This window comes from Acinetobacter sp. WC-141 (assembly GCF_000313935.1).
Taxonomy (GTDB): Bacteria; Pseudomonadota; Gammaproteobacteria; order Pseudomonadales; family Moraxellaceae; genus Acinetobacter.
This window is the reverse complement of record NZ_AMSS01000044.1, coordinates 32,613-55,817: the sequence shown is the minus strand read 5'-3', so window position 1 is coordinate 55,817 and position 23,205 is coordinate 32,613. Positions and strand designations below refer to the sequence as shown.

Annotated in this window: 20 protein-coding genes and 1 pseudogene; 13 read left to right on the top strand and 8 right to left on the bottom strand. The window is 39.0% G+C overall.

The features are described 5' to 3' along the window. Positions 1 to 133: 133 nt before the first annotated feature. Positions 134 to 1,003, top strand: a complete 870-nt coding sequence (locus ACINWC141_RS07705; RefSeq protein WP_009389965.1) for a PhzF family phenazine biosynthesis protein — start codon at positions 134 to 136, stop codon at positions 1,001 to 1,003. Positions 1,004 to 1,055: 52 nt separating this feature from the next. Here the strand turns inward: ACINWC141_RS07705 and ACINWC141_RS07700 are convergent, their stop codons facing one another. Further along, positions 1,056 to 1,835, bottom strand: a complete 780-nt coding sequence (locus ACINWC141_RS07700; protein ID WP_004791202.1) for a ferredoxin--NADP reductase — start codon at positions 1,833 to 1,835, stop codon at positions 1,056 to 1,058. A 101-nt stretch (positions 1,836 to 1,936) separates the two neighbouring features. On the opposite strand from ACINWC141_RS07700, the gene tsaA reads away from it, so the two are divergent. Next, the gene (tsaA, locus tag ACINWC141_RS07695; protein WP_034678000.1) at positions 1,937 to 2,659 is read left to right on the top strand and encodes a tRNA (N6-threonylcarbamoyladenosine(37)-N6)-methyltransferase TrmO; all 723 of its coding nucleotides are present in this window, start codon (positions 1,937 to 1,939) and stop codon (positions 2,657 to 2,659) included. Between the two features lie 18 nt (positions 2,660 to 2,677). On the opposite strand, the gene ACINWC141_RS07690 is transcribed toward tsaA, so the two are convergent. Then, positions 2,678 to 3,949 carry an MgtC/SapB family protein gene (locus ACINWC141_RS07690; RefSeq protein ID WP_009390044.1) on the bottom strand — a complete coding sequence of 424 codons (1,272 nt, stop codon included), beginning with the start codon at positions 3,947 to 3,949 and terminating at the stop codon, positions 2,678 to 2,680. 286 nt (positions 3,950 to 4,235) lie between these two features. Between ACINWC141_RS07690 and tfpB the strand changes: the two genes are divergently transcribed. The 4 genes from tfpB (at position 4,236) to ACINWC141_RS07670 (ending at position 8,535) form a co-directional block, all read left to right on the top strand. Beyond that, positions 4,236 to 5,993, top strand: coding sequence for a type IV pilus assembly ATPase TfpB (tfpB, locus tag ACINWC141_RS07685; protein ID WP_009389913.1), 1,758 nt, complete (start codon positions 4,236 to 4,238; stop codon positions 5,991 to 5,993). Positions 5,994 to 6,068: 75 nt separating this feature from the next. Beyond that, positions 6,069 to 6,428 (top strand): NirD/YgiW/YdeI family stress tolerance protein, encoded by a 360-nt coding sequence (locus ACINWC141_RS07680; RefSeq protein ID WP_009389941.1) that lies wholly within the window; start codon positions 6,069 to 6,071, stop codon positions 6,426 to 6,428. A gap of 107 nt (positions 6,429 to 6,535) precedes the next feature. Beyond that, positions 6,536 to 7,198 carry a response regulator transcription factor gene (locus ACINWC141_RS07675; protein ID WP_009389992.1) on the top strand — a complete coding sequence of 221 codons (663 nt, stop codon included), beginning with the start codon at positions 6,536 to 6,538 and terminating at the stop codon, positions 7,196 to 7,198. Further along, entirely contained in the window at positions 7,195 to 8,535 is a 1,341-nt protein-coding gene (locus tag ACINWC141_RS07670; protein WP_009389977.1) for a sensor histidine kinase, read from the top strand. The genes ACINWC141_RS07675 and ACINWC141_RS07670 overlap by 4 nt, the downstream gene beginning before the upstream one ends. A gap of 72 nt (positions 8,536 to 8,607) precedes the next feature. Here ACINWC141_RS07670 and hemP read toward each other — a convergent pair whose 3' ends face one another. Continuing rightward, a complete protein-coding gene (gene hemP, locus ACINWC141_RS07665) occupies positions 8,608 to 8,778 on the bottom strand; it encodes a hemin uptake protein HemP (protein WP_004643472.1) in 171 nt (56 codons plus the stop codon). A 136-nt stretch (positions 8,779 to 8,914) separates the two neighbouring features. On the opposite strand from hemP, the gene ACINWC141_RS07660 reads away from it, so the two are divergent. Then, on the top strand, positions 8,915 to 9,817 hold the full coding sequence (locus ACINWC141_RS07660; RefSeq protein ID WP_009390025.1) for an NUDIX domain-containing protein: 903 nt from the start codon (positions 8,915 to 8,917) through the stop codon (positions 9,815 to 9,817). 25 nt (positions 9,818 to 9,842) lie between these two features. Here the strand turns inward: ACINWC141_RS07660 and ACINWC141_RS07655 are convergent, their stop codons facing one another. Both ACINWC141_RS07655 and mrcB read right to left on the bottom strand, forming a co-directional pair. After that, positions 9,843 to 10,394 (bottom strand): tetratricopeptide repeat protein, encoded by a 552-nt coding sequence (locus ACINWC141_RS07655; RefSeq protein WP_009390003.1) that lies wholly within the window; start codon positions 10,392 to 10,394, stop codon positions 9,843 to 9,845. A gap of 21 nt (positions 10,395 to 10,415) precedes the next feature. After that, positions 10,416 to 12,812, bottom strand: coding sequence for a penicillin-binding protein 1B (mrcB, locus tag ACINWC141_RS07650; protein ID WP_009389931.1), 2,397 nt, complete (start codon positions 12,810 to 12,812; stop codon positions 10,416 to 10,418). 185 nt (positions 12,813 to 12,997) lie between these two features. On the opposite strand from mrcB, the gene ACINWC141_RS07645 reads away from it, so the two are divergent. Together ACINWC141_RS07645 and ACINWC141_RS07640 are read left to right on the top strand one after the other, a co-directional pair. Then, entirely contained in the window at positions 12,998 to 13,906 is a 909-nt protein-coding gene (locus ACINWC141_RS07645; RefSeq protein WP_004791221.1) for an NAD(+) kinase, read from the top strand. Further along, complete coding sequence (locus ACINWC141_RS07640; RefSeq protein WP_004791223.1) at positions 13,903 to 14,175, top strand: YeaC family protein; 273 nt, start codon at positions 13,903 to 13,905, stop codon at positions 14,173 to 14,175. The genes ACINWC141_RS07645 and ACINWC141_RS07640 overlap by 4 nt, the downstream gene beginning before the upstream one ends. Positions 14,176 to 14,373: 198 nt before the next feature. Here the strand turns inward: ACINWC141_RS07640 and ACINWC141_RS07635 are convergent, their stop codons facing one another. Continuing rightward, the gene (locus tag ACINWC141_RS07635) at positions 14,374 to 15,390 is read right to left on the bottom strand and encodes a glycosyl transferase family protein (RefSeq protein WP_009389998.1); all 1,017 of its coding nucleotides are present in this window, start codon (positions 15,388 to 15,390) and stop codon (positions 14,374 to 14,376) included. Positions 15,391 to 15,894: 504 nt separating this feature from the next. On the opposite strand from ACINWC141_RS07635, the gene ACINWC141_RS07630 reads away from it, so the two are divergent. Next, positions 15,895 to 17,253: a dicarboxylate/amino acid:cation symporter gene (locus ACINWC141_RS07630; protein WP_009389883.1), complete on the top strand. Its 1,359-nt coding sequence runs from the start codon at positions 15,895 to 15,897 to the stop codon at positions 17,251 to 17,253. A gap of 163 nt (positions 17,254 to 17,416) precedes the next feature. Beyond that, on the top strand, positions 17,417 to 18,562 hold the full coding sequence (locus tag ACINWC141_RS07625; RefSeq protein ID WP_009390000.1) for an acyl-CoA dehydrogenase family protein: 1,146 nt from the start codon (positions 17,417 to 17,419) through the stop codon (positions 18,560 to 18,562). Between the two features lie 49 nt (positions 18,563 to 18,611). On the opposite strand, the gene ACINWC141_RS07620 is transcribed toward ACINWC141_RS07625, so the two are convergent. Both ACINWC141_RS07620 and ACINWC141_RS20060 read right to left on the bottom strand, forming a co-directional pair. Then, complete coding sequence (locus ACINWC141_RS07620) at positions 18,612 to 19,238, bottom strand: hypothetical protein (RefSeq protein ID WP_009390031.1); 627 nt, start codon at positions 19,236 to 19,238, stop codon at positions 18,612 to 18,614. A gap of 108 nt (positions 19,239 to 19,346) precedes the next feature. After that, positions 19,347 to 19,478 (bottom strand): annotated as a pseudogene (locus tag ACINWC141_RS20060) (alpha/beta hydrolase); the annotation flags it as partial. Positions 19,479 to 19,647: 169 nt separating this feature from the next. Between ACINWC141_RS20060 and pheA the strand changes: the two are divergent. Together pheA and ACINWC141_RS07610 are read left to right on the top strand one after the other, a co-directional pair. Beyond that, the gene (gene pheA, locus ACINWC141_RS07615) at positions 19,648 to 20,757 is read left to right on the top strand and encodes a prephenate dehydratase (RefSeq protein WP_003650703.1); all 1,110 of its coding nucleotides are present in this window, start codon (positions 19,648 to 19,650) and stop codon (positions 20,755 to 20,757) included. 106 nt (positions 20,758 to 20,863) lie between these two features. Then, a complete protein-coding gene (locus tag ACINWC141_RS07610) occupies positions 20,864 to 23,110 on the top strand; it encodes a bifunctional prephenate dehydrogenase/3-phosphoshikimate 1-carboxyvinyltransferase (RefSeq protein ID WP_009389747.1) in 2,247 nt (748 codons plus the stop codon). The last annotated feature ends 95 nt before the right edge of the window (positions 23,111 to 23,205 follow it).

Below are 23,205 nucleotides of genomic sequence, written 5' to 3'. Positions count from 1 at the left end.
GTAATTAGCAACTGTGTCTATTATTTTTCATATTAACTGATACTGTGACCATTAAAAATAAATGAGTAAGATCAAAAAATGGTAAGGACTTAAAAGCCATATTTTTTAATTACAAAATCAGTAGGAGTGGTCTATGTCTGTTGTTGCATTTAAACAAGTTGATGTTTTTACTTCCCAAGCATTTAAAGGAAATCCTGTCGCAGTCATTATGGACGCCAGTACCTTAACATCTGAACAGATGCAGGCGATTGCCAATTGGACCAATCTTTCTGAAACCACGTTTGTACTGCCTGCGACCAATGCGCAAGCAGACTATCAGGTTCGAATTTTTACTCCGCAAAGTGAATTGCCATTTGCAGGACATCCTACAATTGGTACTGCCTATGCTTTGCTTGAAGCGGGCTTCGTGACAGCTAAAGAAGGTAAACTGGTACAGCAATGTGGTGCGGGTTTGGTAACGCTTACCGTGAGTGGCTCAAGTCATATTTCATTTGAACTACCTAAGCCTAAAATTACTCCACTCGATGCAGAACATACTCAGAATTTGGCAGAAATTTTAAAATGTGAAATTAATACTCAATGGAATGCTACATTGGTTGATGTAGGCGCACGTTGGATTGTATTACAAGCGGTAAATGCCCAAGCTGTTTTAGCGACCCAACCAGACTTTGCTGCTCTAAAAGAACATGATTTAGAAATGAAAGTTACGGGCGCCACAGTTTTCGGTTTTTATGAAAATAATGATGAGCATAAACGTATAGAAGTTCGTTCATTTGCACCTGCATGTGGTGTAAACGAAGACCCAGTTTGTGGTAGTGGGAATGGGAGTGTGGCATCTTTTATTCGTTACCATGGTATTTTGCCAGCACAAAATGATGCTGTGCTTTCTTCACAAGGCCAGGCTTTAGGTCGTGATGGACAGCTGAAGCTTGAATTACATCAAGATAAAATCTTAGTGGGTGGAACCGCCGTTACCTGTATCGACGGTACGATTAACTTATAAAACAAATAAAAAAACCGAGGACCTTGCCTCGGTTTTTTTATTTGGAAAAATCTTATTTTTCTACGAAAGCACGTTCAATCACGTAGTCGCCCATTTCACCCATACGAGGTGATTCAACTAAACCGTGTTGGTCAAGTAACGCAGCCACATCTTTTAAGAATGCAGGGCTACCACAAAGCATGGCACGGTCAGTTTCACGGTTGAAACGTGGTAAACCGATTTTTTCAAATAAAGCGCCAGTTTCAATTGCAGTGGTAACACGGCCTTGAGTGTGGAAAGGTTCACGAGTAACAGTTGGGTAGTAAACAAGCTTGTCTTTAATACCTAACTCTTCAAAGAATTCATGGTTCGGTAATTCGTTCAAGATCAGGTCTTGGTAAGCTAATTCAGAAATATAGCGTGTACCATGAACAACAATCACTTTTTCAAAACGTTCGTAAGTTTCTGGGTCACGAATAATTGATAAGAATGGTGCAAGGCCAGTACCAGAAGATAAAAGGTACAAGTTTTTACCCGGTAAAAGGTCATCATGAACCAAAGTACCTGTCGGTTTTTTAGAAATTAAAATTTCATCGCCAACTTGTACTTTTTGCAAAATCGAAGTTAAAGGACCGTCTTGTACTTTAATTGAGAAAAATTCTAACTCTTCTTCGTAGTTTGCACTTGCAATCGAATACGCACGCATTAACGGTTTGCCATTCACTTCAAGTCCGATCATTACGAACTGACCATTTTTAAAACGTAAGCTAGTGTCGCGTGTAGTTTTAAAACTGAAAAGGGTGTCATTCCAGTGGTGAACATGAGTAATGCGTTCGACGTTAAAAGCAGCCATTAAAGGTCTCGATCACGATTAAAAGAAAACAGATTGCTATTCTAATCTAATTTCATTCCCGATAAACTGAATATATTTAATTGTGTTTATAAGAAAAAGTGATGATCAATTCTGTCACCTTCCCCGTAATTGGCCATATGTGTTCCCCTTATCGTGAAAAATTTGGGATTCCACGCCAGCCTAATTTGGTCAATATTGAGTCTTATATCGACATGGTAGATCCGTTTAACGACTTGTTAGCATTTGAGGGAATTGAGCAATTCAGTCATCTCTGGTTAGTCTGGCAGTTTCATGACAATAAAAATCAAGGGAGTATAGAGAAGTTCCGTGCACAGGTTCGTCCACCACGTTTAGGGGGCAATGAAAAAATTGGCGTATTTGCTACACGTAGCATGTATCGACCATCACCACTAGGCCTGTCAGTTGTAAAGCTTAATAAAGTAGAAAAAGTCGGTAAGTCTGTTCGCGTCTATGTCACAGGAAGTGATTTATTAGATGGCACTCCAATTTTAGACATCAAACCCTATATCCAATATTCTGATGCAATTATTGATGCAGAAAGTGGTTATGCACATGCAGAACCTGAACGGAAGTCAGTCATTTGGTCAGAAGCTGCGTTAACAGCGCAAAAATATTTTCTGCAAAATAATGAAATGAATTCACAGTACATTGATGAGCTTGAGCAAGTGTTAGCTTTAGATCCTCGGCCTGCCTATCAAGAAGACCCTGAAAGAATCTATAAAATGAAATTCTCAGACTTTGATATTCATTTTAAGGTCGATCAATTTGTCGTTACTGTGATTGATGTAGTGAAGACTTTTTAGCTTATACAATAGAAATCTTTAAAACCAATGGATGTTGAGCCAAAGTAAACTAATAAATATAGCCATATGAATGAGTTGGGCGGGAACGAAAGCAAGGGCATAGCGTAGCCCGCCCGAAATTACAGAGTTCACACTTTTGGCAAGCGCATGAACTGCAAAACCTCCCAAAAAGGCAATTAATAAAGGCGTCATATGTGTGCTATCGGGTTCACCTTGCACAATGACCGCCGCAATAGCTGCATGGATTTCAAATAAAGAAGCAAGTAAGGTCCCCGCGATTAATCCTGCATCACCTAAAGATATACTTAAGCCATAAACACCTGCCTGAATGAGGGTAAGTGTGCCTGCAATAATAATGGCTTCTTTTAAGCTGAACATTCTGGAGTCGAGTTCGGGCGAAGTTGTACTGGGCTCTGCTTTACGTAATAAAATGAAAGCCCAGATTGCTAAAACTGCCACTGCAATAAGGGTAGGAAATATAATCAGCTTAAACCAAGCAAAGCTAATCCCAATCACAATAATTAAAGTTTGAATCAGTGTGGAAACACACGACATTAATGCAGCGCCTGCATTTGTAGTGGCATTGGCGCTGCCAGAACGTACTTCCAAGCCTAAACTGGCAATGGTCGCTGTACTGGAAACAAATCCTGAAGCTAAAGAAGAGAGTAATAAAGCGTTTTTAGATGAGAGTAACCGTTTCGCAATATGGGCGAGTGCTTGTACAAATAAGATTAAAGTGAGTAATTTTAAAATCACATGCGGATTTAAAACTGGGCCCCAAAAGGGTTTATTGGGTACTAAAGGCAGTGCTATTAAAAGTAAGGCAAGTAGAAAAATACCATCACGCAATTCTGATTCGGTAATCCACTGACTGGCAATGCCATGCATAGATTGTTTAGCCAATAAAATAATGGTCATGATGACGGCGAGTCCAGCGGCCAATGAGATATTCCAAATGCAAAGTGCCCCAATGAAATAAGTCATAATAAAGGCGAGTTCAGTGGTCACACCGGGGTCATTGGGCTGATTTTTGAGAGATACAATACTAATTGCCCCAATGAGAAGGGCACCTACAATTCCAATTTCAGTTCCGAATAAAAAGCAGATTGCACCGAGTAGGGAACTAATTGCAAAAGAACGAAATCCGGCAAAAGTTTTGTATTCATGTTTGAGCTTGCTTCGTTCACGTTCTAAACCAATTAATAAGCCACAACCGAGCGCCGCAGCAATCACAGTAATGAAGTCTTCAAATGATGTTGTTTGTAATGACATTGTCATTTGAAGTTCCATATTACTTCCTCTTTGGTTTATTGTTATATAGGATTGAGTCACTTTAAAATCATATATTCACGTTCAGTTTATGCTTTTTATTATAGTGAGCATAGTGTCTTTTTTAGACAACGCAACCTACAAAATATTTTTATAAACATGAACTATGACGCAAAAAAATATCAAGTTGAGAATTTGTTTAATTATTTGAAGTTAAAGAATATTTAAAAGTACGATTTAGCAAATTTGTGGTGAGCTAAATCAAAAATATCTCTGCTATATTATAAAAATATATTGGGGATAACGCATGAATGCACATGTAGAAATAGATACATATTGGTGTCTAGAACAATTATTACAAGAAGACCGTATTACAGAACGAGACAAATTACTGGTACAGTCGAGCCACCGCCAAAAAGACCAGCTAAAGTGGCATCCATTACAGTGGATCGCACATTTTAATTTAAAAGATCAGCAGCACACACATGCCCATTTAAGTTTAAACCGCTTGTGTTTATGGTTTGCAGACCGGGTTCAACTTCCTTTATTTGTGATTGATCCTTTAAAGGCAGATGTGAGTGCTTTAACGCAGGTAATGTCACAAGAATTTGCTATTCGCAATCATATTTTAGCTGTTGAAATTCATGCTGACCGAATCATGATTGGTACAGACCAGCCTTTTCAAACAGATTGGTTAAACAATTTAGAGCGGAGTCTAGCGCCTAAAAGAATTGAACGAGTATTACTTAACCCTGAACAGTTGCAACGCTATTTGCGCGAATATTATCAGGTCAGTCGTGCGGTGAACTCAGCTCAAAAAGATGCAGCTCATGAACGTGACGCTAAAAATGTTGAAGCTCTTTTGCAGCTTGGTGATAGTCAAAACCCAGATGCGAATGATCAGCATATTGTGAAATTGGTCGACTGGATTTTACAGTTTGCATTCGAGCAGAGTGCCAGTGACATTCACATGGAACCGCGTAAAGACAATGGCAAAGTCAGGTTCCGTATAGATGGTGTTTTGCACACTATTTATAACATGCCTTCAAATACACTGACCGCCGTGATTTCCCGAATTAAAATTTTAGGGCGTTTAAATGTAGCGGAAAAGCGTAAACCGCAAGATGGTCGATTAAAAACTCGGACACCTAAAGGGCAAGAAACGGAACTCCGTTTATCAACCTTGCCAACTGCATTTGGTGAAAAACTGGTTATGCGGATTTTTGATCCAGATGGGTTGGTACGTTCTTTTCATCAACTGGGTTTTGAAGAGAGTCTATTACAACAGTGGCAACAATTAACAAAAAATAGCCATGGGATTATTTTGGTTACTGGTCCCACAGGTTCAGGTAAAACCACAACGTTATATTCATCTTTAAAGCAGCTCGCAACAGATCAGGTTAATGTCTGTACCATTGAAGATCCGATTGAAATGTTAGAGCCTAGTTTTAACCAAATGCAGGTCAATAATGCAATTGAATTAGGCTTTGCAGATGGTGTTCGTGCACTTATGCGACAAGATCCAGACATTATTATGATTGGGGAGATTCGTGATCAAGATACAGCAAATATGGCCATTCAGGCAGCATTAACCGGTCATTTAGTGTTATCAACTTTACACACCAATGATGCGCCGTCTAGCTTGACTCGTTTACATGATTTAGGTGTGCAGCCATTTTTAACAGCAGCCACCATTTTGGGTGTTCTCGCACAGCGTTTGGTACGACAGCTTTGTCCGCACTGCAAGCAACAAACTCATATTAATGAGGATGAATGGCAACATCTCACATTTGACTACATTATGGAAATGCCAGAAAAAGTTTATCAAGCAATAGGCTGTGAACAATGTCGTCATACAGGCTATAAAGGACGAATTGGTATTTATGAATTTATGCCGGTCAGTCTTGAGCTTAAACATCTTATTAGTAGTCATGTCACATTAAATGATTTAAGAACTCAAATTAAAAAAGAAGGTATAGAACCTTTAAGAATTGCCGGTGCTCGTAAGGTGATTGATGGCCTTACAACATTAGAAGAGGTATTGCGGGTTGTGCCATTAAATTAACTTTTTCTTAAGATTCACCTCATCTATGTCTGTTGTACTTACGCTATTCCAAGATGTGGTTAAAAAGGTGATTTTATGAAAATGCTTAAAGCGATACTAATGACTACAGGTCTAACAGCGGCTGGTGTGGTTGTAGCGAATACACCTGTGAACCAGGCAGCAATTGCTCCAACAACTTTAACAACCGTTAAGCATGCATTAACGGCAAAAGATAATACACCAGTCAAATTACATGGGCAGGTTGTAAAATCTTTAGGTGATGAAAAATATCAATTTCGTGACAAGACAGGTAGCATTACAGTTGATGTAGATGATGAGCTTTGGCAGGGGCGTCCTATTTCAGCAAATACAAATGTCACTCTAATTGGTGAAGTAGACATCGACTATAAGCCTTTAAAACGTGTAGAAATTGAGGTAGATCAAGTTCAGTTCTAATTTATTGATCTCTGAATCTACTATTTTTAGCCGCATTTAAATGATGCGGCTTTGCTTTTTTTATAAAGGCTTGGCAAGATCAAATTAGTATATAACAGGAAAAATAGATGAGAATTTTGCTTGCAGAAGATGATCGCTCTCAAGCTGAAAGTATTCAATCATGGTTAGAATTAGATGGTTATCAGGTTGATTGGGTGGAAAGAGGTGATTATGCACTTACGGCAATTGAGCAGCATGACTATGACTGTATTTTACTTGATCGGGGACTGCCGCAATTAGCGGGTGAAAAAGTTCTAACAACGATCCGTTATAAACAAAAAAATGTTCCTGTTATTTTTATTACTGCGCGTGACAGCATTCATGACCGGGTAGAAGGATTAGATTTAGGTGCGAATGATTACTTGGTTAAACCTTTTAGTCTAGAAGAGTTATCTGCCCGAATCCGTGCTCAATTACGCAAACAAACTTTGAGTCAGCAATCGGTTTTAACATGGGGCGATCTGCAACTCGACACACAAGCGAAAGTTGTATTAAGCGCTGGTAAGACTATCGATTTAACGGCAAAAGAATTCCAAATATTACGTAAGTTGATGGTTCATCCTGAACACATTATTACCCGTGATCAATTAGAAGAAGCGCTTTATGCATGGGGTGAGGAAATTGAAAGTAATGCGATAGAAGTATTTATTTATCAACTTCGAAAAAAAATCGGAAGTAGCTGCATTAAAACCATACGGGGGTTAGGCTACCGTATGGGAGATTTAAAATGAAATCAAATCGCTCATCTTTGCAGTCGCAACTGGTTAAAACCACAATGTGGAGTAGTATCGTGGTGGGCTTGTTGGCTTTAAGCTTACTCACCATATTTTCTTTTTATCACAACATGTCAGTGCAAGACGAAATCATGGATGAAATTTCAGATACTTTGCTGGTTTCTGATCTTTCTAAACACTCTATGAAACAGTTTGATCAGCTCAGTGATGAATTTGATATTCAATATGAATTATTAAGCTCTGGTCAATTACTTACACATTCTCATAGCTATCAGCACGAGCTTTTTGAACAAGGAAACTTATCAAAAGGTTTTTCATATTTTTGGTTTGATGGTCAATTATGGCGTAGTCTGGCTGCACAACAAGAAGACTCTCAACTTCACGTTGAAGTCTTTCAGCCAATGAGTACCCGTATTGAAGAAGTACTTAAGGCACTTGCTGGGTATAGTGGACTTATGGTGTTGTTCTGGCTGCTACAATGGGTCATTGTCAGTTGGCGTACTGAGCAACAATTGGCTGCGCTAAATTTACTTTCTAAACGTATTGCCCAAAAAACAGCATCAAATTTAGAACCCATTCAAGACCCAGATGTCATTACAGAAATTCAACCTGTGATTGATGCTCTAAACCAATTACTCGCAAGGTTGCAAAGGGCATTAGTGGCAGAACAGCGTTTTACCGCAGATGCTTCTCATGAGCTACGATCTCCATTGTCTGCCATACAAATGCGTCTTCAGGTTTTACAACGTAAATATCAAGATGTTCCAGAACTTCATCAAGACTTTGAGCGCATACAAGAAGACGTTTCAAGAAGTACAAAAGTACTTGAAAATTTACTCCTTCTGGCTCGCTTGGAACCCAATGAAGTAGAGCAACCAGAACTTCCTAAAACAACTATCGATTTGAATTACTTATTGGCCAGAGTCATTGAAACTGTAAATTTAGATGCGCAAGCTAAACAAATGTTGATAAAGACAAATACTTTATCGACAGAAACTAAAACATATGCGAATGAAGAATTACTATTCATTGCTTTTAGAAATTTATTTGATAACGCCATTCGTTATAGCCCGACACTAGGCTCTATTCATGTTGAGATGAGTCAGGATGAACAACACATTAAGGTTTCTATAGAAGATACAGGAACTGGTGTAGATGATGAGGTATTGCAACGTTTAGGGCAGCGTTTTTTTCGAGTATTGGGTACTCAGCAGCAAGGTTCAGGGTTGGGAATTTCGATTACACGAAAAATTATTGAATTACATAATGGCGAGTTGCGTTTCATGCATGCTGAACAGGGCGGTTTGAGAGTAGAAGTTAATCTTCCTTTATAAAAAATAGCATGGTTACCCATGCTATCCATTTTTTGTTTTCCCACGAATATTATTGAAACGCGAGTGTATTTTTTATTTAGTTAAAATTAGACGATTATTGCGAGTGAGACGTAAACGATATTCCTCGCCAGCATGCATAATGCGGATTTCACGGCCTAATGCAAAGAGGTTATTAGAATGTAACATTGGTAAGGCATGAGCTGTTTCATTGTTACGAGTAAATAAGCTAAAAGGTGCGTTCATTTGTTGTGCTCCGTGGTATGTTCTTGAACGATTTAAATGATAATCATTATCGAATAGATCTGTCAATGAGATTTTTAAGATTTTATAAAATGATAAAATTTGCTTACACTTGAGAAAAGTTTTAGAGAGTAAAAAAATGCCCAAACCTATCGTCGATGTCGCTATAGCAATCTTGATCCATCGCGGAAAAATATTAGTAGGATGGCGCGAAGAGCAGCAGCATCAAGGTGGAAAGCATGAGTTTCCGGGAGGAAAGGTTGAACAGGGGGAAACACCCGAAGAAGCCTGCCGCCGTGAAATCTATGAAGAAGTCGGTATCGGTTTAAAAAATTGGCACCAGTTTGATTATATTCATCATGAATATGACGACATTATTGTCAATTTACATTTATTCCATAGTTATGTGCCTGATGAGTTATTAAATCTTATTCATCAACCATGGGCATGGTACACACGTGAACAGCTACTTCACTTAAACTTTCCAAAAGCGAATAAAGACATCATAAAACGACTCTATTGGCCTCATCTCATTAAAATTAGCAATACGCTCACACCCGTAGAGAGCAGTGAGACTTTATTGTATTGGCGTATAGAAGAAGATGGTTCTGATCAGAGATATTTAGAGCAATTAACTACTTTAGATGAAAATCAGTTATCAAATTTAATTATTAATATCGATATCTGGCAGCAATTGAACCCTGAATTAAAAAAACAGATTAAGACTGTTCATTTAAAACAATCTCAGCTCATGAATTTGCATAAGGGCGATTTAACCGTGGGCATACGTCATATTGCCGCTTGTCATGATGCTGTTTCTTTAAAGCAGGCTGAGCAGATTGCCTGTGACGCTGTTTTTATTAGTCCTGTACAACCAACAACGACTCATCCAGAAGCCTTAGCATTAGGCTGGGAGCGTTTTGCAGATTTAGCCCAAAATAGCCAAGTTCCAGTCTTTGCATTAGGAGGCGTGCATCCTGATGATTTAGCCACTGCACAGCAGCATGGTGCATATGGCTTGGCAGGTATTCGAAATTTTTAAAAAGAAAATAAACAAGCATTAAAAGCTAAAGAGCTTTTAATGCTTGTTGCGCTTCTTGAACAGTTTTTTGATTATTGTGTTGTTGTCCGGCTTTTAAAATGACTAACCAAAGCTGTTTTTTCATTGCTTGACTTTGGGCAAAACTCAAACCACGTCTTGCCAAAGATTCAGCATTAGAATATTGCTGTTTATGATTTGCTGTAAGGGCAAGAAATAAATAGGTCTCCGCCGCTTGTGGTGCTAAACGCTGCGCTTGAAGTGCATAGCTTTCAGCTTGTGACCATTGCTGGTTTTTGTAAGCCTGTTGCGTTTTTTGCATTAAGACTTTAAATGCAGGTAATTGACTTCCATCATCATTAAAGCGTTGCAGCTTTTTTTGCTGCGGAACAATGACCTGTAAATTTTTGCGTTGAATTTCCGGATGCTCATAAGGTGTAATTTTTATACCCGATGGAGTTTCCGTATTTTTCTTCACTGGCGGAGTAGGTGTTTTATCTTTGGAGTCAGAATGATCAGGCAAAGTTGTACAGCCGACCATAAGCACAGCACCAATATAAAAAACACCTTTCTTTAACATATCCTAATTTCCTGTTAACGCTTAGTTGTTATAACTACCACTTGAAATTACACGTGAGTTGTTTGACAGATCTTGTTCCATCTGATTTTCACTTTCACGAATATAACTGTCGGTATTATCATCCTGAGAGTCAGGAATTGTGTTATCACTTTGTGGCGTATATGTTGGATCAACTTGATAATAAGGTGCTCCACATGGCGTAGCACGGTGCGGAACCGTATGCGTTAGCATAGGAATATACATAGCACCATCACAAGCCTGAGCAGATAAATCACCTGATGCACGATCAATCCATTGCCACTGTACAGTGTCTGGTTGACGTAGATTCACAGGTGTCTGGCGTAACTGTTTCATCACATTAATCCATACTGGCAATGCACCAGATGAACCTGTTAAACCAGTTACTTTATTATCATCTAAACCTAACCACACGACAGCCACATGATTACCTGAGTAACCCGCAAACCATGAGTCACGTGTATCGTTAGTCGTACCTGATTTACCCGCCAATTTTAAAGCTGGAGATAAGCTACTATAGGCTGCACGACCAGTACCCGAAGACATCACCTGTTGTAAGCCATAATTCATGATATAGCCAACAGCCGGATCAATGGTTTGTTGAACATTAAGGCCATAACGGTCAAGTAAACGACCATTCGCATCTACGACAGATCGAATCGCACGTGTTGGATATTTAAAACCGCCTGTAGCGAAGTTCTCATAAATCCCGAGAACTTCCATTGGTGACATATTGACTGCCCCAAGGAAAATAGAAGGGTAGGCAGGAATGGTCGACTCGACACCAAATTTTCTTAAATTATTAGTAAATGTCGATAGACCAAATTCTTGACCTAAACGTACAGCAGATAGGTTATATGAGTTTGCTAATGCTTCACTCAAGCTGACTACACCATGTCCGCCACCACTATAGTTTTTAGGTGTCCAGCTTTTACCGCCGTCTACAGGAACACTAATCGGTGCATCTTCAATTTGGCTTGCCCAGTTATAACGTCCAGATTCAATAGCACTTAAATAAATCACAGGTTTTAATAAAGAACCAACCTGACGTTTTGCATCTAACGCACGGTTAAAACCAGTAAAGTCTTGTGTAGAGCCCACTGCCGCAACTAACTCGCCATTTTCAGGATGTGCAATGAGTACAGCGCCTTGTAAGTTTTTCAAACGAGCTGGATTACTATTAGCTAAACGGTCTACTGAAGCTTTAAATGCATCTTGAACTTGAGTTTGAGTAATTGGGTCTAAAGTCGTAAAAATACGTAAGCCCTGATTAGTTAAATCACTTTCTTGATATTCTGTACGCAATTGACGACGCACAATATCTAAAAAGTCTGGGAATTTTGCAGGCCCTAAACTTGGTTTACTCAATACATTTAAAGGACGTGCAATTTCATCTTCGTATTCGGCTTGAGTTAAATAGCCCATCACACGCATGTTATTTAACACGGTATCACGGCGTTTCTTTGCACCTTCAGGGTTTTTCCAAGGGTTATATAAAGAAGGGCCTTGAACTAAACCTACTAAATAAGCTTGTTGTGCAACATTCAGCTCACGTAACGGTAAACCAAAATAAAATTGAGAAGCCAAACCATAGCCATTAATTGAGTAGCTACCGTTTTGGCCCAGATTCACTTCATTTAAATAGGCTTCTAAAATTTCATCTTTACTGTAATGCAGCTCGATGAGCAAAGCCATTAAAGCCTCATTAACTTTACGTTTTAATGTACGCTCAGGTGTGAGATAGAAGTTTTTAACTAATTGTTGAGTCAGGGTTGAACCACCTTGACGCTTACCGCCTGTAACATTACTCACTAATGCACGGGCAGTACCACGGATCGAAACGCCATGATGGTGATAGAAATTACGGTCTTCTGTGGAAATTAAAGCTTCAATGAGTGGTTTAGGGACATTATTCAGTTTAATGAGTACACGGTCTTCATTGTGTTGAGGATAAATTCCTCCAATGAGTAACGGTTCCAAGCGTGCAACGCCGGTTGAAGAAGGTTTAGTACTTCGAACTTCAACAACTTGATCATTTGCAAAACTTAACTCTAGTACTTGTTCAGGTTCAACACTGTCACCGTAATCAAAACCACGTGTGTGGATATACATATTGCTACCTTGAGCAACATAGCTTCCAGACTTGTCATAATTACTTGAAGTTTTGTAACCCAATAGCTTTAATTCTTGAGTGAAATTTGCTTGAGAAATAGGCGCGTTATTATAAATTTCTAAAGGTCGTGCAAACACTTTGGCAGGAATATCCCACCGCTGGCCTTCAAATTTTTCACGGATAATATTATCTAAACGAATCAGATAGATACTAAGAGCAATAAAAGCACCAATGACCAAAATGGAAAAGATTAGTGCAAAGAAACCGATACCACGTTCAAACTTCATAAAAATGAGATAAAACCCTAACAATGCCTGTAATGATGCGATAGCTTGTCATCAATTTGCAATGATAAAACTGTGAATAATTGGAAAACTTAGATTGAATTTTACAGCATCTTGTAGTTATGTTTTTTTAAATTAATCAGGTTAATGTTATTATAGGCAAGTATCGCAGCGGAGCTTACTCATTCGTGCAAATTTCACATAAGTCCTTCAGAAACGTCGGGTTAATCGGTCGACCAGATAAATCATCAGTTGTAGAAACACTATGTTTAATTCATGATCATTTGTTGAACCTAGGCTTAAACCCCATTTTTGATCAGGAAACTGCTGAATTAGTGCCTTATGATCATGCACAGGTAGTGAGCCGTCATTTATTAGGTGAAGTCGCTGATTTGGTTATTGTAGTTGGCGGGGACGGTTCTTTACTCCATGCAGCAAGAGCTTTGGTTCGTTACAATACACCTGTTATTGGTATCAACCGTGGGCGATTAGGTTTTTTAACCGATATCAAACCGTCAGAAGCCATTTTTAAACTTGACCAAGTGCTTCAAGGGCATTTTCAACTCGATCGCCGTTTCTTACTTGAAATGGAAGTGCGAACAAATGGCGAAGTCATTTATGATGCGATTGCTTTAAATGATGTCGTACTACATTCTGGTAAGTCGGTCCACATGATCGACTTTGAGCTCAACATTGATGGGCAATATGTTTATCGCCAACATAGTGATGGTTTAATTGTTTCGACTCCAACAGGATCAACAGCGTATGCTTTGTCAGGTGGGGGACCAATTTTACATCCAAGTATGGATGCGATTGCATTAGTTCCAATGCATCCCCACACATTGTCATCACGTCCCATTGTCGTGGGTGGACAAAGCGAAATTAAGATTGTTATTCGCGAAAATCGGGTGTTACCGATGGTGAGTGCAGATGGGCAACATAGCATATCGCTCAATGTTGGAGATAGTTTACACATCCGTAAACATCCATTTAAACTAAGTTTATTGCATCCACCAGGTTATGATTTTTATATGGCCTGCCGTACCAAACTTGGTTGGAACCAAGATTTTGAATCTTTTCAAAGAGATGAATCATGAATATTGAACAAATGCTATCTATTTTAAACCCTGAGATTGTAGAGCGTTTAAAAACAGCAGTAGAAATTGGTAAATGGCCAAATGGCGTTGTTTTAACAAAAGAGCAGCGTGAAACTTGTATGCAAGCTGTAATTGCTTGGGAGTTAAAGAACTTACCTGAAGAGCAGCGTAGTGGCTATATTGACCGTGGTACGAAAGAAGAGGGTGAGGTTTGTGAAGATGATCATCACAAACATGAACCTGAGTTTAAACCGATTCGTTTTGTTTAAAACAGCATTTTAGAATAAAAAGATAAATCGTATTAGCATTTGCTATCGCGTGGGCGACATGGATGTCGCCTGTTGAGCAACAGTACAAGAACGTACTGTTTGCTCAACGAAAGATTTTTGTTACTTTTCATCTTTGAAAAGTAAATATTGCCTATATGTAACCATATCGAAAAGACATAGCGTATAAGGCTGTATGAACTAAATTTTGTCTTTTAGCCCTGAATTTCTTGTTTCCCATAATACTTTTGCTTTCTGCATTGCCTCATCAAAACTAGCAACAACTCCCATGGTATATAGTGCAATTCCCATTGTTTCAGTTACTGCCATTTCACCGTATTCATGGTGCTGTTGACCTAGCCATACTGCTTTAAAAGTTGCTAAATCTAACTCGTCTTCAATTGGACTTCGTTCAGGTGTGAGTTTCGGTAACTCATGTTCATAGAGTTCACCATTTTTGATACCACAAATGAGTGTTTTTGCGTCTGGATTTCGCTCAAATTCACCACCTTCACCCTTAATGACTGCACTATTTTGATAGCCTAAGCGTAGGGCACTATGTTGATGGGAAGTTCTATAGGCAGGATGGAATATTGCTTGTAAGGTGGCTTTAGCATTAAAAGGATTAATTAAGCGGGCTAAAGTATGAATCGGTGAGCGTAATCCCATCACATTTCTTAAAGAAATTAGTTCACTTAAAACTGGTGAAATCACTTCTAAAGGTAAATAAGCAAAATTCTGTTCTGCGAGTTGCGTGCGAACTTCTTGTTCAGAGTGACAAATTGGATAACCCAGATATTCTAAAACCTGCTCGGTATATACTCGGTTAAGCGTGTGCCCAGACGCACCATGCATCACGATTTTATAACCGTGCTCTGCAAGAGTGAGCGCTGCTAAAAGAAACCATGGGTAATGTTTACGTTTACCAGCATAAGATGACCAGTCTAAATCGACGTCTAATGGCTGAAAATTGAGTTGATCTCTAGTGGCTTGAACAAATCCTGCGAGTTCATCAATTGATTCTTCTTTAACCCGAAGCAGCATCAAAAAAGCGCCTAACTGCACATCAAGCACTTCACCTTTTAAAATCATGCTAAATGCTTGATAAGCTTCTTCATAGCTTAAAGAGCGTGAACCACTTTTTCCCTTACCTAAAATACGGACATATTGAGCGAATGGGTGTTCAGCATCTTTATAGATATTACGTTTAGTATTCATCGTGGTTCAAAAACAATAAAAATGATGGGATGTAGGCAGCTCAAAATGAAATGTCCACAAGTATTTAATCAATATGACATAAAAAACTGTCGAAAAAATATCAAAAGTGTTTCTTATACTAAAGTCTTAGGGCTGCATGAGTGTTTTTTATGCGTATTAGCTAAAAATTTAACCGAATCATAATTTAATTCGAGTACACTTTCTCGTGCTTTTTTGAGCACTCATATCATAATTTTCTGTGATTCTCCTATATCTTCAGCTTTTTATTGAAAAAGTAAGAGGTTATTTCTAACGACTCAAAGTAGTTAGAAACTTCAGGTATTCTCCTGTTTTAGAAAACAGCTTTTTTGTTTTCATTGAGGTAGTAGGAAGGTTTTTTGTTTACAAAGAACCGTTTCCCTTTTGCGGTGTTTATGTGAAAGGTTAGGGCTGTGTATTCGTAAAGAATAGACGTTTCATTTTGGTATTTCCAACGGACTTGGAAATATAGATTGAAGTAAAGTTATGGCTAAAAAACCGATTTATAAATCACTTTATTTTCAGGTGATTATTGCGATTATTGCGGGTGTTTTGGTAGGGCATTTTTCCCCAAGCTCAACGCAAATTGTCAATGGTGTCGAACAACATATCCCAGGTTTAGGTGAGAAACTCAAGCCATTAGGTGATGCCTTTATTCGTTTGATCAAGATGATCATCGCACCCGTTATTTTCTGTACCGTGGTCAGCGGTATTGCTGGCATGGAAAGCATGAAGTCAGTCGGAAAAACTGGCGGCGTTGCGTTGTTATATTTTGAAGTTGTTTCAACAATTGCACTTCTGATTGGCCTTGTTGTAATTAACATTGCTAAACCGGGTGTAGGGATGAATATTGACCCTACAACTCTAGACACTTCGGGCATTCAAAAATACGTCAGTTCTGGTGAGTCACAATCTACCATTGATTTCTTAATGCACATCATTCCAGATACGGTTGTTGGCGCATTTGCAAATGGTGAAATCTTACAGGTCCTTCTTTTTGCAATTCTTTTTGGTTTTGCTTTACATAAGTTAGGTGATGCAGGACGCCCAGTTTTAAAATTTATTGATCAAGTTGCACATGTATTCTTTAACATTGTGAACATGATTATGAAACTGGCTCCGATTGGTGCATTCGGTGCAATGGCATTCACTATTGGTAAATATGGCGTTGGTTCACTTGTACAATTAGGGCAATTAATTCTCTGCTTCTATGTTACGTGTCTACTCTTTATCTTCTTGATTTTGGGTACAATCAGCCGTATGAGTGGATTCAGTATCCTCAAAATGATTCGCATGATTCGTGAAGAGTTATTAATTGTACTTGGTACATCTTCTTCTGAATCTGTTTTACCTCGCATGTTGCGTAAACTCGAAATTGCAGGTTGTGAAAAGTCTGTAGTCGGTTTGGTTATTCCAACAGGTTATTCATTTAACCTAGATGGAACGTCAATTTATTTGACCATGGCTGCAATCTTTATTGCTCAGGCAACGAATACTCAGCTTGATATTCAACATCAGATCACTTTGTTATTAGTACTCTTAATTTCATCTAAGGGTGCGGCAGGTGTAACTGGCTCTGGTTTTATTGTTATGGCGGCAACTTTGTCTGCTGTAGGACATATTCCCGTTGCAGGTTTGGCATTGATTTTAGGTATTGACCGTTTCATGTCAGAAGCACGTGCTTTAACTAATCTTGTTGGTAACTCTTTAGCGACAATTGTTGTTGCTAAATGGGTCGGTGCTTTAGATAAAGATAAACTCAATGATGCCTTAAATAATCCAGATGAAGTCGACAGAAAAATGATGGAACCAAAAAATCCTCAGGTCGCTGAAGGTCTAGATTAATTCAAATAAACCTATATAAAAAAGGAAGCTAAAGCTTCCTTTTTTATTGGCTGACTGAAAAGTACAGTTTTAATGAGCAGCTATGCCATGACAGTTGCTAAAAAAATGATTAGCATGCACAGCAATGAGATTCGATAAAACAATAAAGCTGAAGGAAAATATTATGTTGGCATACGATGCAGATTTAGAATTATTTCGTGATAATTTTAAACGTTTTATGAGTGAGCATATTGCACCGCACTACGACCAATGGGAACGCGAAGGAATCATGCCTCGTTCAGTTTGGAATCAACTAGGTGAAAATGGCTATTTATGTGTGGATATTCCAGAAGAATATGGTGGTTATGGGGTTCCAACTTACTATTCATTAATGTTGGTTGAAGAGTCTGCCCGTGCTGGTTTTTGTGCATTATCAACAGCTATTTCTTGTCACTCTGAAATTGCTGCACCGTATATTTTACACATCGGGACAGAAGAGCAAAAACAATACTGGTTACCGAAAATGGTAACAGGTGAAGTTGTTGGTGCAATTGGTATGACTGAACCTGGAGCAGGCTCAGATTTACAATCAATGCGTACCAGTGCAATTTTGCAAGACGATTACTATTTATTAAATGGATCAAAAACCTTTATCTCAAATGGACAACATGCTGATCTTGTTGTGCTGGCAGTAAAAACTGATCCTCAAGCTCGTGCGAAAGGGGTGTCGTTATTATTGGCAGATACTCATTTGGAAGGCTTTAAAAAAGGAACGAATTTAGACAAAATTGGCCTACATTCTCAAGATACATCTGAGCTGTTTTTTGACAACGTGAAAGTGCCTAAAAACCAGTTACTTGGTCAAGCTGGACAAGGTTTTGCTTATTTAATGCAAGAGTTACCTCGTGAACGTACAGCAATTGCATCGACTGCAATTGGTGCAATTCGCGGTGCAATTGATTTGGCAACGGCTTATGTAAAAGAGCGCCAAGCATTTGGTCAACCCATTTCACAGTTCCAAAATACACGTTTTGTTTTAGCACAAGCCAAAATTGATGAACTTGCTACAGCGGCTTTTTATGAAAGAAATGTGGCTTTATATCAAGAAGGCAAACTAGATGTAGAAACAGCTGCGGCATTAAAAAGCTTCAGTAGTGATATGCAAATGAAGGTAGCTGATAACTTACTCCAACTTTTTGGTGGTTATGGTTATATGACTGAATATCCAATTTCACGTTTCTTTGTCGATGCCCGCATCCAACGTATTTACGGTGGTACAAATGAAATTATGAAAGAAATCGTAGCGCGTGGATTAATTGGCAAAGCCTAATTAAGTAGAGAAAAACAGCCTGTCTTAGAACAGGCTGTTTTGTTTTTAACTATTTGGTCTTCTGTTGAATGATAGGATAGTCTTGTTGTTTCGGTAATTGCTGTAATGCATGATTCATTTTTCTTAAAAACTCATCGGCTTCATCCTGACGGAATGAATCTTCGGTGTATGCACTACGTTCTTGGATATTGATACTACAACCTCTTATTTTCATATTTTTAGGATTAAATGACCAGTCATTTGGATCCTTTAAAGTAATGTTTAAATCACTTTCACAGCTTTTCCATAGACGTAAAAAATCATTTGATAACTCTGTGTTAAATCCTTGTGCAGGATAGACCGAGAAGCCTTTCATTTCGGGATTAGAAAACTGTATAAACATGTTTACTGGCATTCCACCCCAAATGATTGCTGTATCAGTTGGTAAAGAGATGCCTGATAAATTTTTCTCTTTTAAAGCATGTGTTTGTTCAAATTTTTGCCTGAAATTTTGTGGCTGATAGGTCAGCTTGGTGTGGGCAGGTACGGGAATACCTCTCAGTTGATTGCTGGCAGTCGTTATGTAATACGGGGAATTATCAGTACCATTGCATCCTGCAATTATTGGGCAACCGCCACAAGCCGTTAAACTAAAACTTGTAAGACCCAACAGGCCTAAAACAATAATTTTATTCATTCTATTTTACTGTTGTTATGACATATTTGGTCAGTATAACTAAACTATGCATTAAGAGGTCTATCTTTAAGAATAACGAAATAATCAGCTTTAAATGAAAGTATGTTTTTACTTGGCTGGCTGCTGTAATACCCCATCAAATAGAGATTTGCAGCTTTCTAGGTTTTTGCACGAAGCAAACATAAGGGTTTTAGGTAGACTCGCATATAGATTTGTAATGCGTTGTTCAGCAGGGTTATAAAATGGCCCAAAGAATAGTAAGTGAAAATCATTATCAAATAAAGTAATTCAAGAAATCTGCGCAAAAAGGTTAATGAAAAAAGCTCTTACAGCTATATTGCCTAACAAATCAAAGCAGACTATTGTTATACTCTCGTTTAAAAGATGATTTTACTGAGGCTGCATTCTAATGATCAACGATGATCAAAACAAAACGACTTCTCTTAGTTTAGAACAAATTCGCGAAGATATTGATAGCGTGGATCAACAGATTCAAGAATTATTAAATCGACGTGCAAGCCTTGCTGAAGCTGTTGCGAAAGCTAAATTTGCTTCCGAAGAGAATCCTTTGTTTTATCGTCCTGAACGTGAAGCACAAGTCTTACGTAAAGTTATGGAGCGCAACCAAGGTCCTTTGTCTGATGTCACCATGGCGCGTTTGTTCCGTGAAATTATGTCTGCTTGCCTTGCTTTAGAAGCCCCGCAAAGTATTGCATTTTTAGGGCCAGAAGGTACTTTTACTCAATCTGCTGTACTTAAGCACTTTGGTAAAGATGCAGTTGTACGTCCACTTCCAACGATTGATGAAGTCTTCCGTGAAGTAGAAGCAGGTAGTGCACATTACGGTGTAGTTCCAGTTGAGAACTCATCTGAAGGTGTTGTAAACCATACCTTAGATTGCTTTAAAACATCGAATTTAAATGTAATTGGTGAAGTTGAATTGCGTATTCATCATCAATTCCTTGTTTCTGAAAATACACGTAAAGACAGTATTAAGCAGATTTATGCGCACCAGCAAACTTTGGCGCAATGTCGCCAGTGGTTAGATGCGCATTATCCGGGTGTTGAGCGCGTTGCTTTAAACTCAAATGCAGAAGCTGCACGCCGTATTCGCAATGAATGGCATTCGGCAGCGATCGCATCTGATATTGCAGCAGGTATGTATAACCTTGAAATCTTACATAGCAATATTGAAGACAATCCGGAAAATACCACACGTTTCTTAGTGATTGGCCGTGAAAAAATTCCACAAAGTGGCAATGATAAAACATCATTATTGATTTCGGCTCATGATCGTGCGGGTGCTTTATTGGAAATTTTAGCACCATTTGCAAAACATAATATTAGCTTAACAAGTATTGAAACTCGTCCAGCATTGCCTGAAAAGTGGGCATATGTATTCTTTATCGATTTAGAAGGTCATATCGAACAAGAGAATGTTGCTGCTGCGATTAATGATATTCGCCCAATGGTGAAAGAGATTCGTATTTTAGGTTCTTATCCTGCCGCTGTTCTGTAATCACTTATGTGGAATAATGACATGCATCAAGATAAGCATGTCATTATGCTTAAAAACAAATTGCTCAATGGTTTAAATAACTTTGAGCAAAAGCAAAGTTGAAGTTATGTCACAACCCCTATTTAAAAAAGTTGCATTTATTGGTTTAGGACTCATCGGGTCGAGTTTAGCTCGTGTTATTGTTGCAGAAAAGTTGGCGACAACAGTTGTTGCATCTACACGCTCACAGAAAACTTTAGAAGATGCAAAATCACTTGGCTTAATACAAGAAGGATTTTCTGATCCTGTTGAAGCCGTGAAAGGGGCAGATTTAGTCGTTTTAGCCTTGCCAGTGCGCGCTACGCAAAAAGTGCTTGAGCAAATTAAACCTTATTTGTCAGAAACCACAATTTTAACCGATGTGGGAAGTACAAAAGGTAATGTCGTTGATGCAGCAAAAGCTGTATTTGGTGAAGATTTACCAGCAGGTTTTGTGCCGGGACATCCTATTGCTGGTAGTGAGCATACGGGCGTTCATGCAGGTAAGGTCGATTTATTTGCAAATCACAAAGTTATTTTAACGCCGTTACCCACAAGTGCAGAATGGGCAGTTGAGAAACTGATTCAACTTTGGTCAGCTGCTAAAGCTGAAGTTATTTGTATGGATGTTGCCAAGCATGATGAAGTTTTAGCACATACAAGTCATTTACCGCACTTGATGGCATTTAATTTGGTCGAGCAACTTGCAAACCGTGAAGATAATCTTGATATTTTCCGTTATGCAGCCGGTGGTTTTCGTGATTTTTCGCGTATTGCTGCTAGTGATCCTCAAATGTGGCATGACATTTTCTTTGCCAATAAAACCGCTATATTAAATGCTGTAGATGGCTTCGAAAAGCAACTTACCGTACTTAGAAAATTGATTGAAAACGAAGACTCTCATGCATTAATGGGTTTACTCGGTCACGCTCAGGCAGCACGTCAGCATTTCAATCATATGTTAGCCAAAAAACCTTTAATGGAGAAAAATAAGGTGACACAGCAATTCAGTATCTTACCGGGAAATAAGGCATTTAAAGGTAAATTTACCGTACCGGGTGACAAATCTGTGTCACATCGCTCCATTATGTTTGGTGCTATTGCCGAAGGCACGACTCATGTCACTGGCTTCCTTGAAGGTGAAGATGCTTTGGCAACTTTGCAAGCTTTCCGTGATATGGGTGTAAGCATTGAAGGCCCTAAAAATGGTGAAGTGACCATTCATGGTGTAGGCATGCATGGTTTAAAAGCGCCAGCAAGTGCATTGTATATGGGTAACTCTGGTACAAGCATGCGTTTGCTTTCAGGCATGTTATCAGCGCAAAAGTTTGACTCAGTGATGACGGGTGACGCTTCACTTTCTAAACGCCCAATGGAGCGTATTGCTAAACCGCTACGTTTAATGGGTGCACAAATTCAGACTACAGGCGAAAAAGGTACACCACCTGTCAGCATTACGGGTAGCCAGCAATTAAAAGGCATTCAATACGACTTACCAATGGCGTCTGCTCAGGTGAAGTCTGGTATTTTACTTGCGGGTTTGTGGGCTGAAGGTGAAACTTCGGTAACTGAACCAGAGCCAACTCGTGACCATACAGAGCGCATGCTTCGTGCATTTGGTTATGATGTTAAAACCGAAGGCAACAAGATTTCTCTTGTTGGTGGCGGTAAATTAGTGGGTACTGACATTCAAGTACCATCAGACATTTCATCCGCTGCTTTCTTTATGGTGGGTGCGGCAATTACTGAAGGTTCCGATGTTGTTCTGGAAGCTGTAGGTATTAACCCAACACGTACGGGCGTAATCGAAATTTTAAAACAGATGGGTGCTGACCTGACTGTTGAAAATGAGCGTATTGCCGGTGGTGAACCTATTGCTGATATTCATATTAAAGGTTCACGCACGCTTAAAAGCATTCATATGCCAGAAGACCAAGTACCTTTAGCCATTGATGAATTCCCAGCTTTATTTATTGCAGCAGCTTGTGCCGAAGGACAAACGGTATTGACTGGTGCAGCAGAGCTTCGTGTGAAAGAGTCTGACCGTATTCAGGTCATGGCAGATGGTTTAAAAATCATGGGCATTGACTGCACGCCAACTGATGATGGCATCATTATCGAAGGTAAAGGCAAATCTGGCGATTGGTCACCAATTTTTGCTGGTGGTGAAATCGAATCGCACCATGACCACCGTATTGCTATGAGCTTTAGTATGGCAGGTCTTCGTACTTCTGGCCCGATTACGATTCAAGGGACTGAAACGGTGGCCACAAGCTTCCCGACTTTCACTGAGTTGGCGAATCGTGCAGGCTTAACAATCGAAGTTAGCCAATAACTTTTTACCTAACACATTTTATAATTGCTAACACAATAGCAACGGCAGCAGCGGGCTAAAGGCTTGGCTGCTGTTTATTTATTGCTTATGCTAAG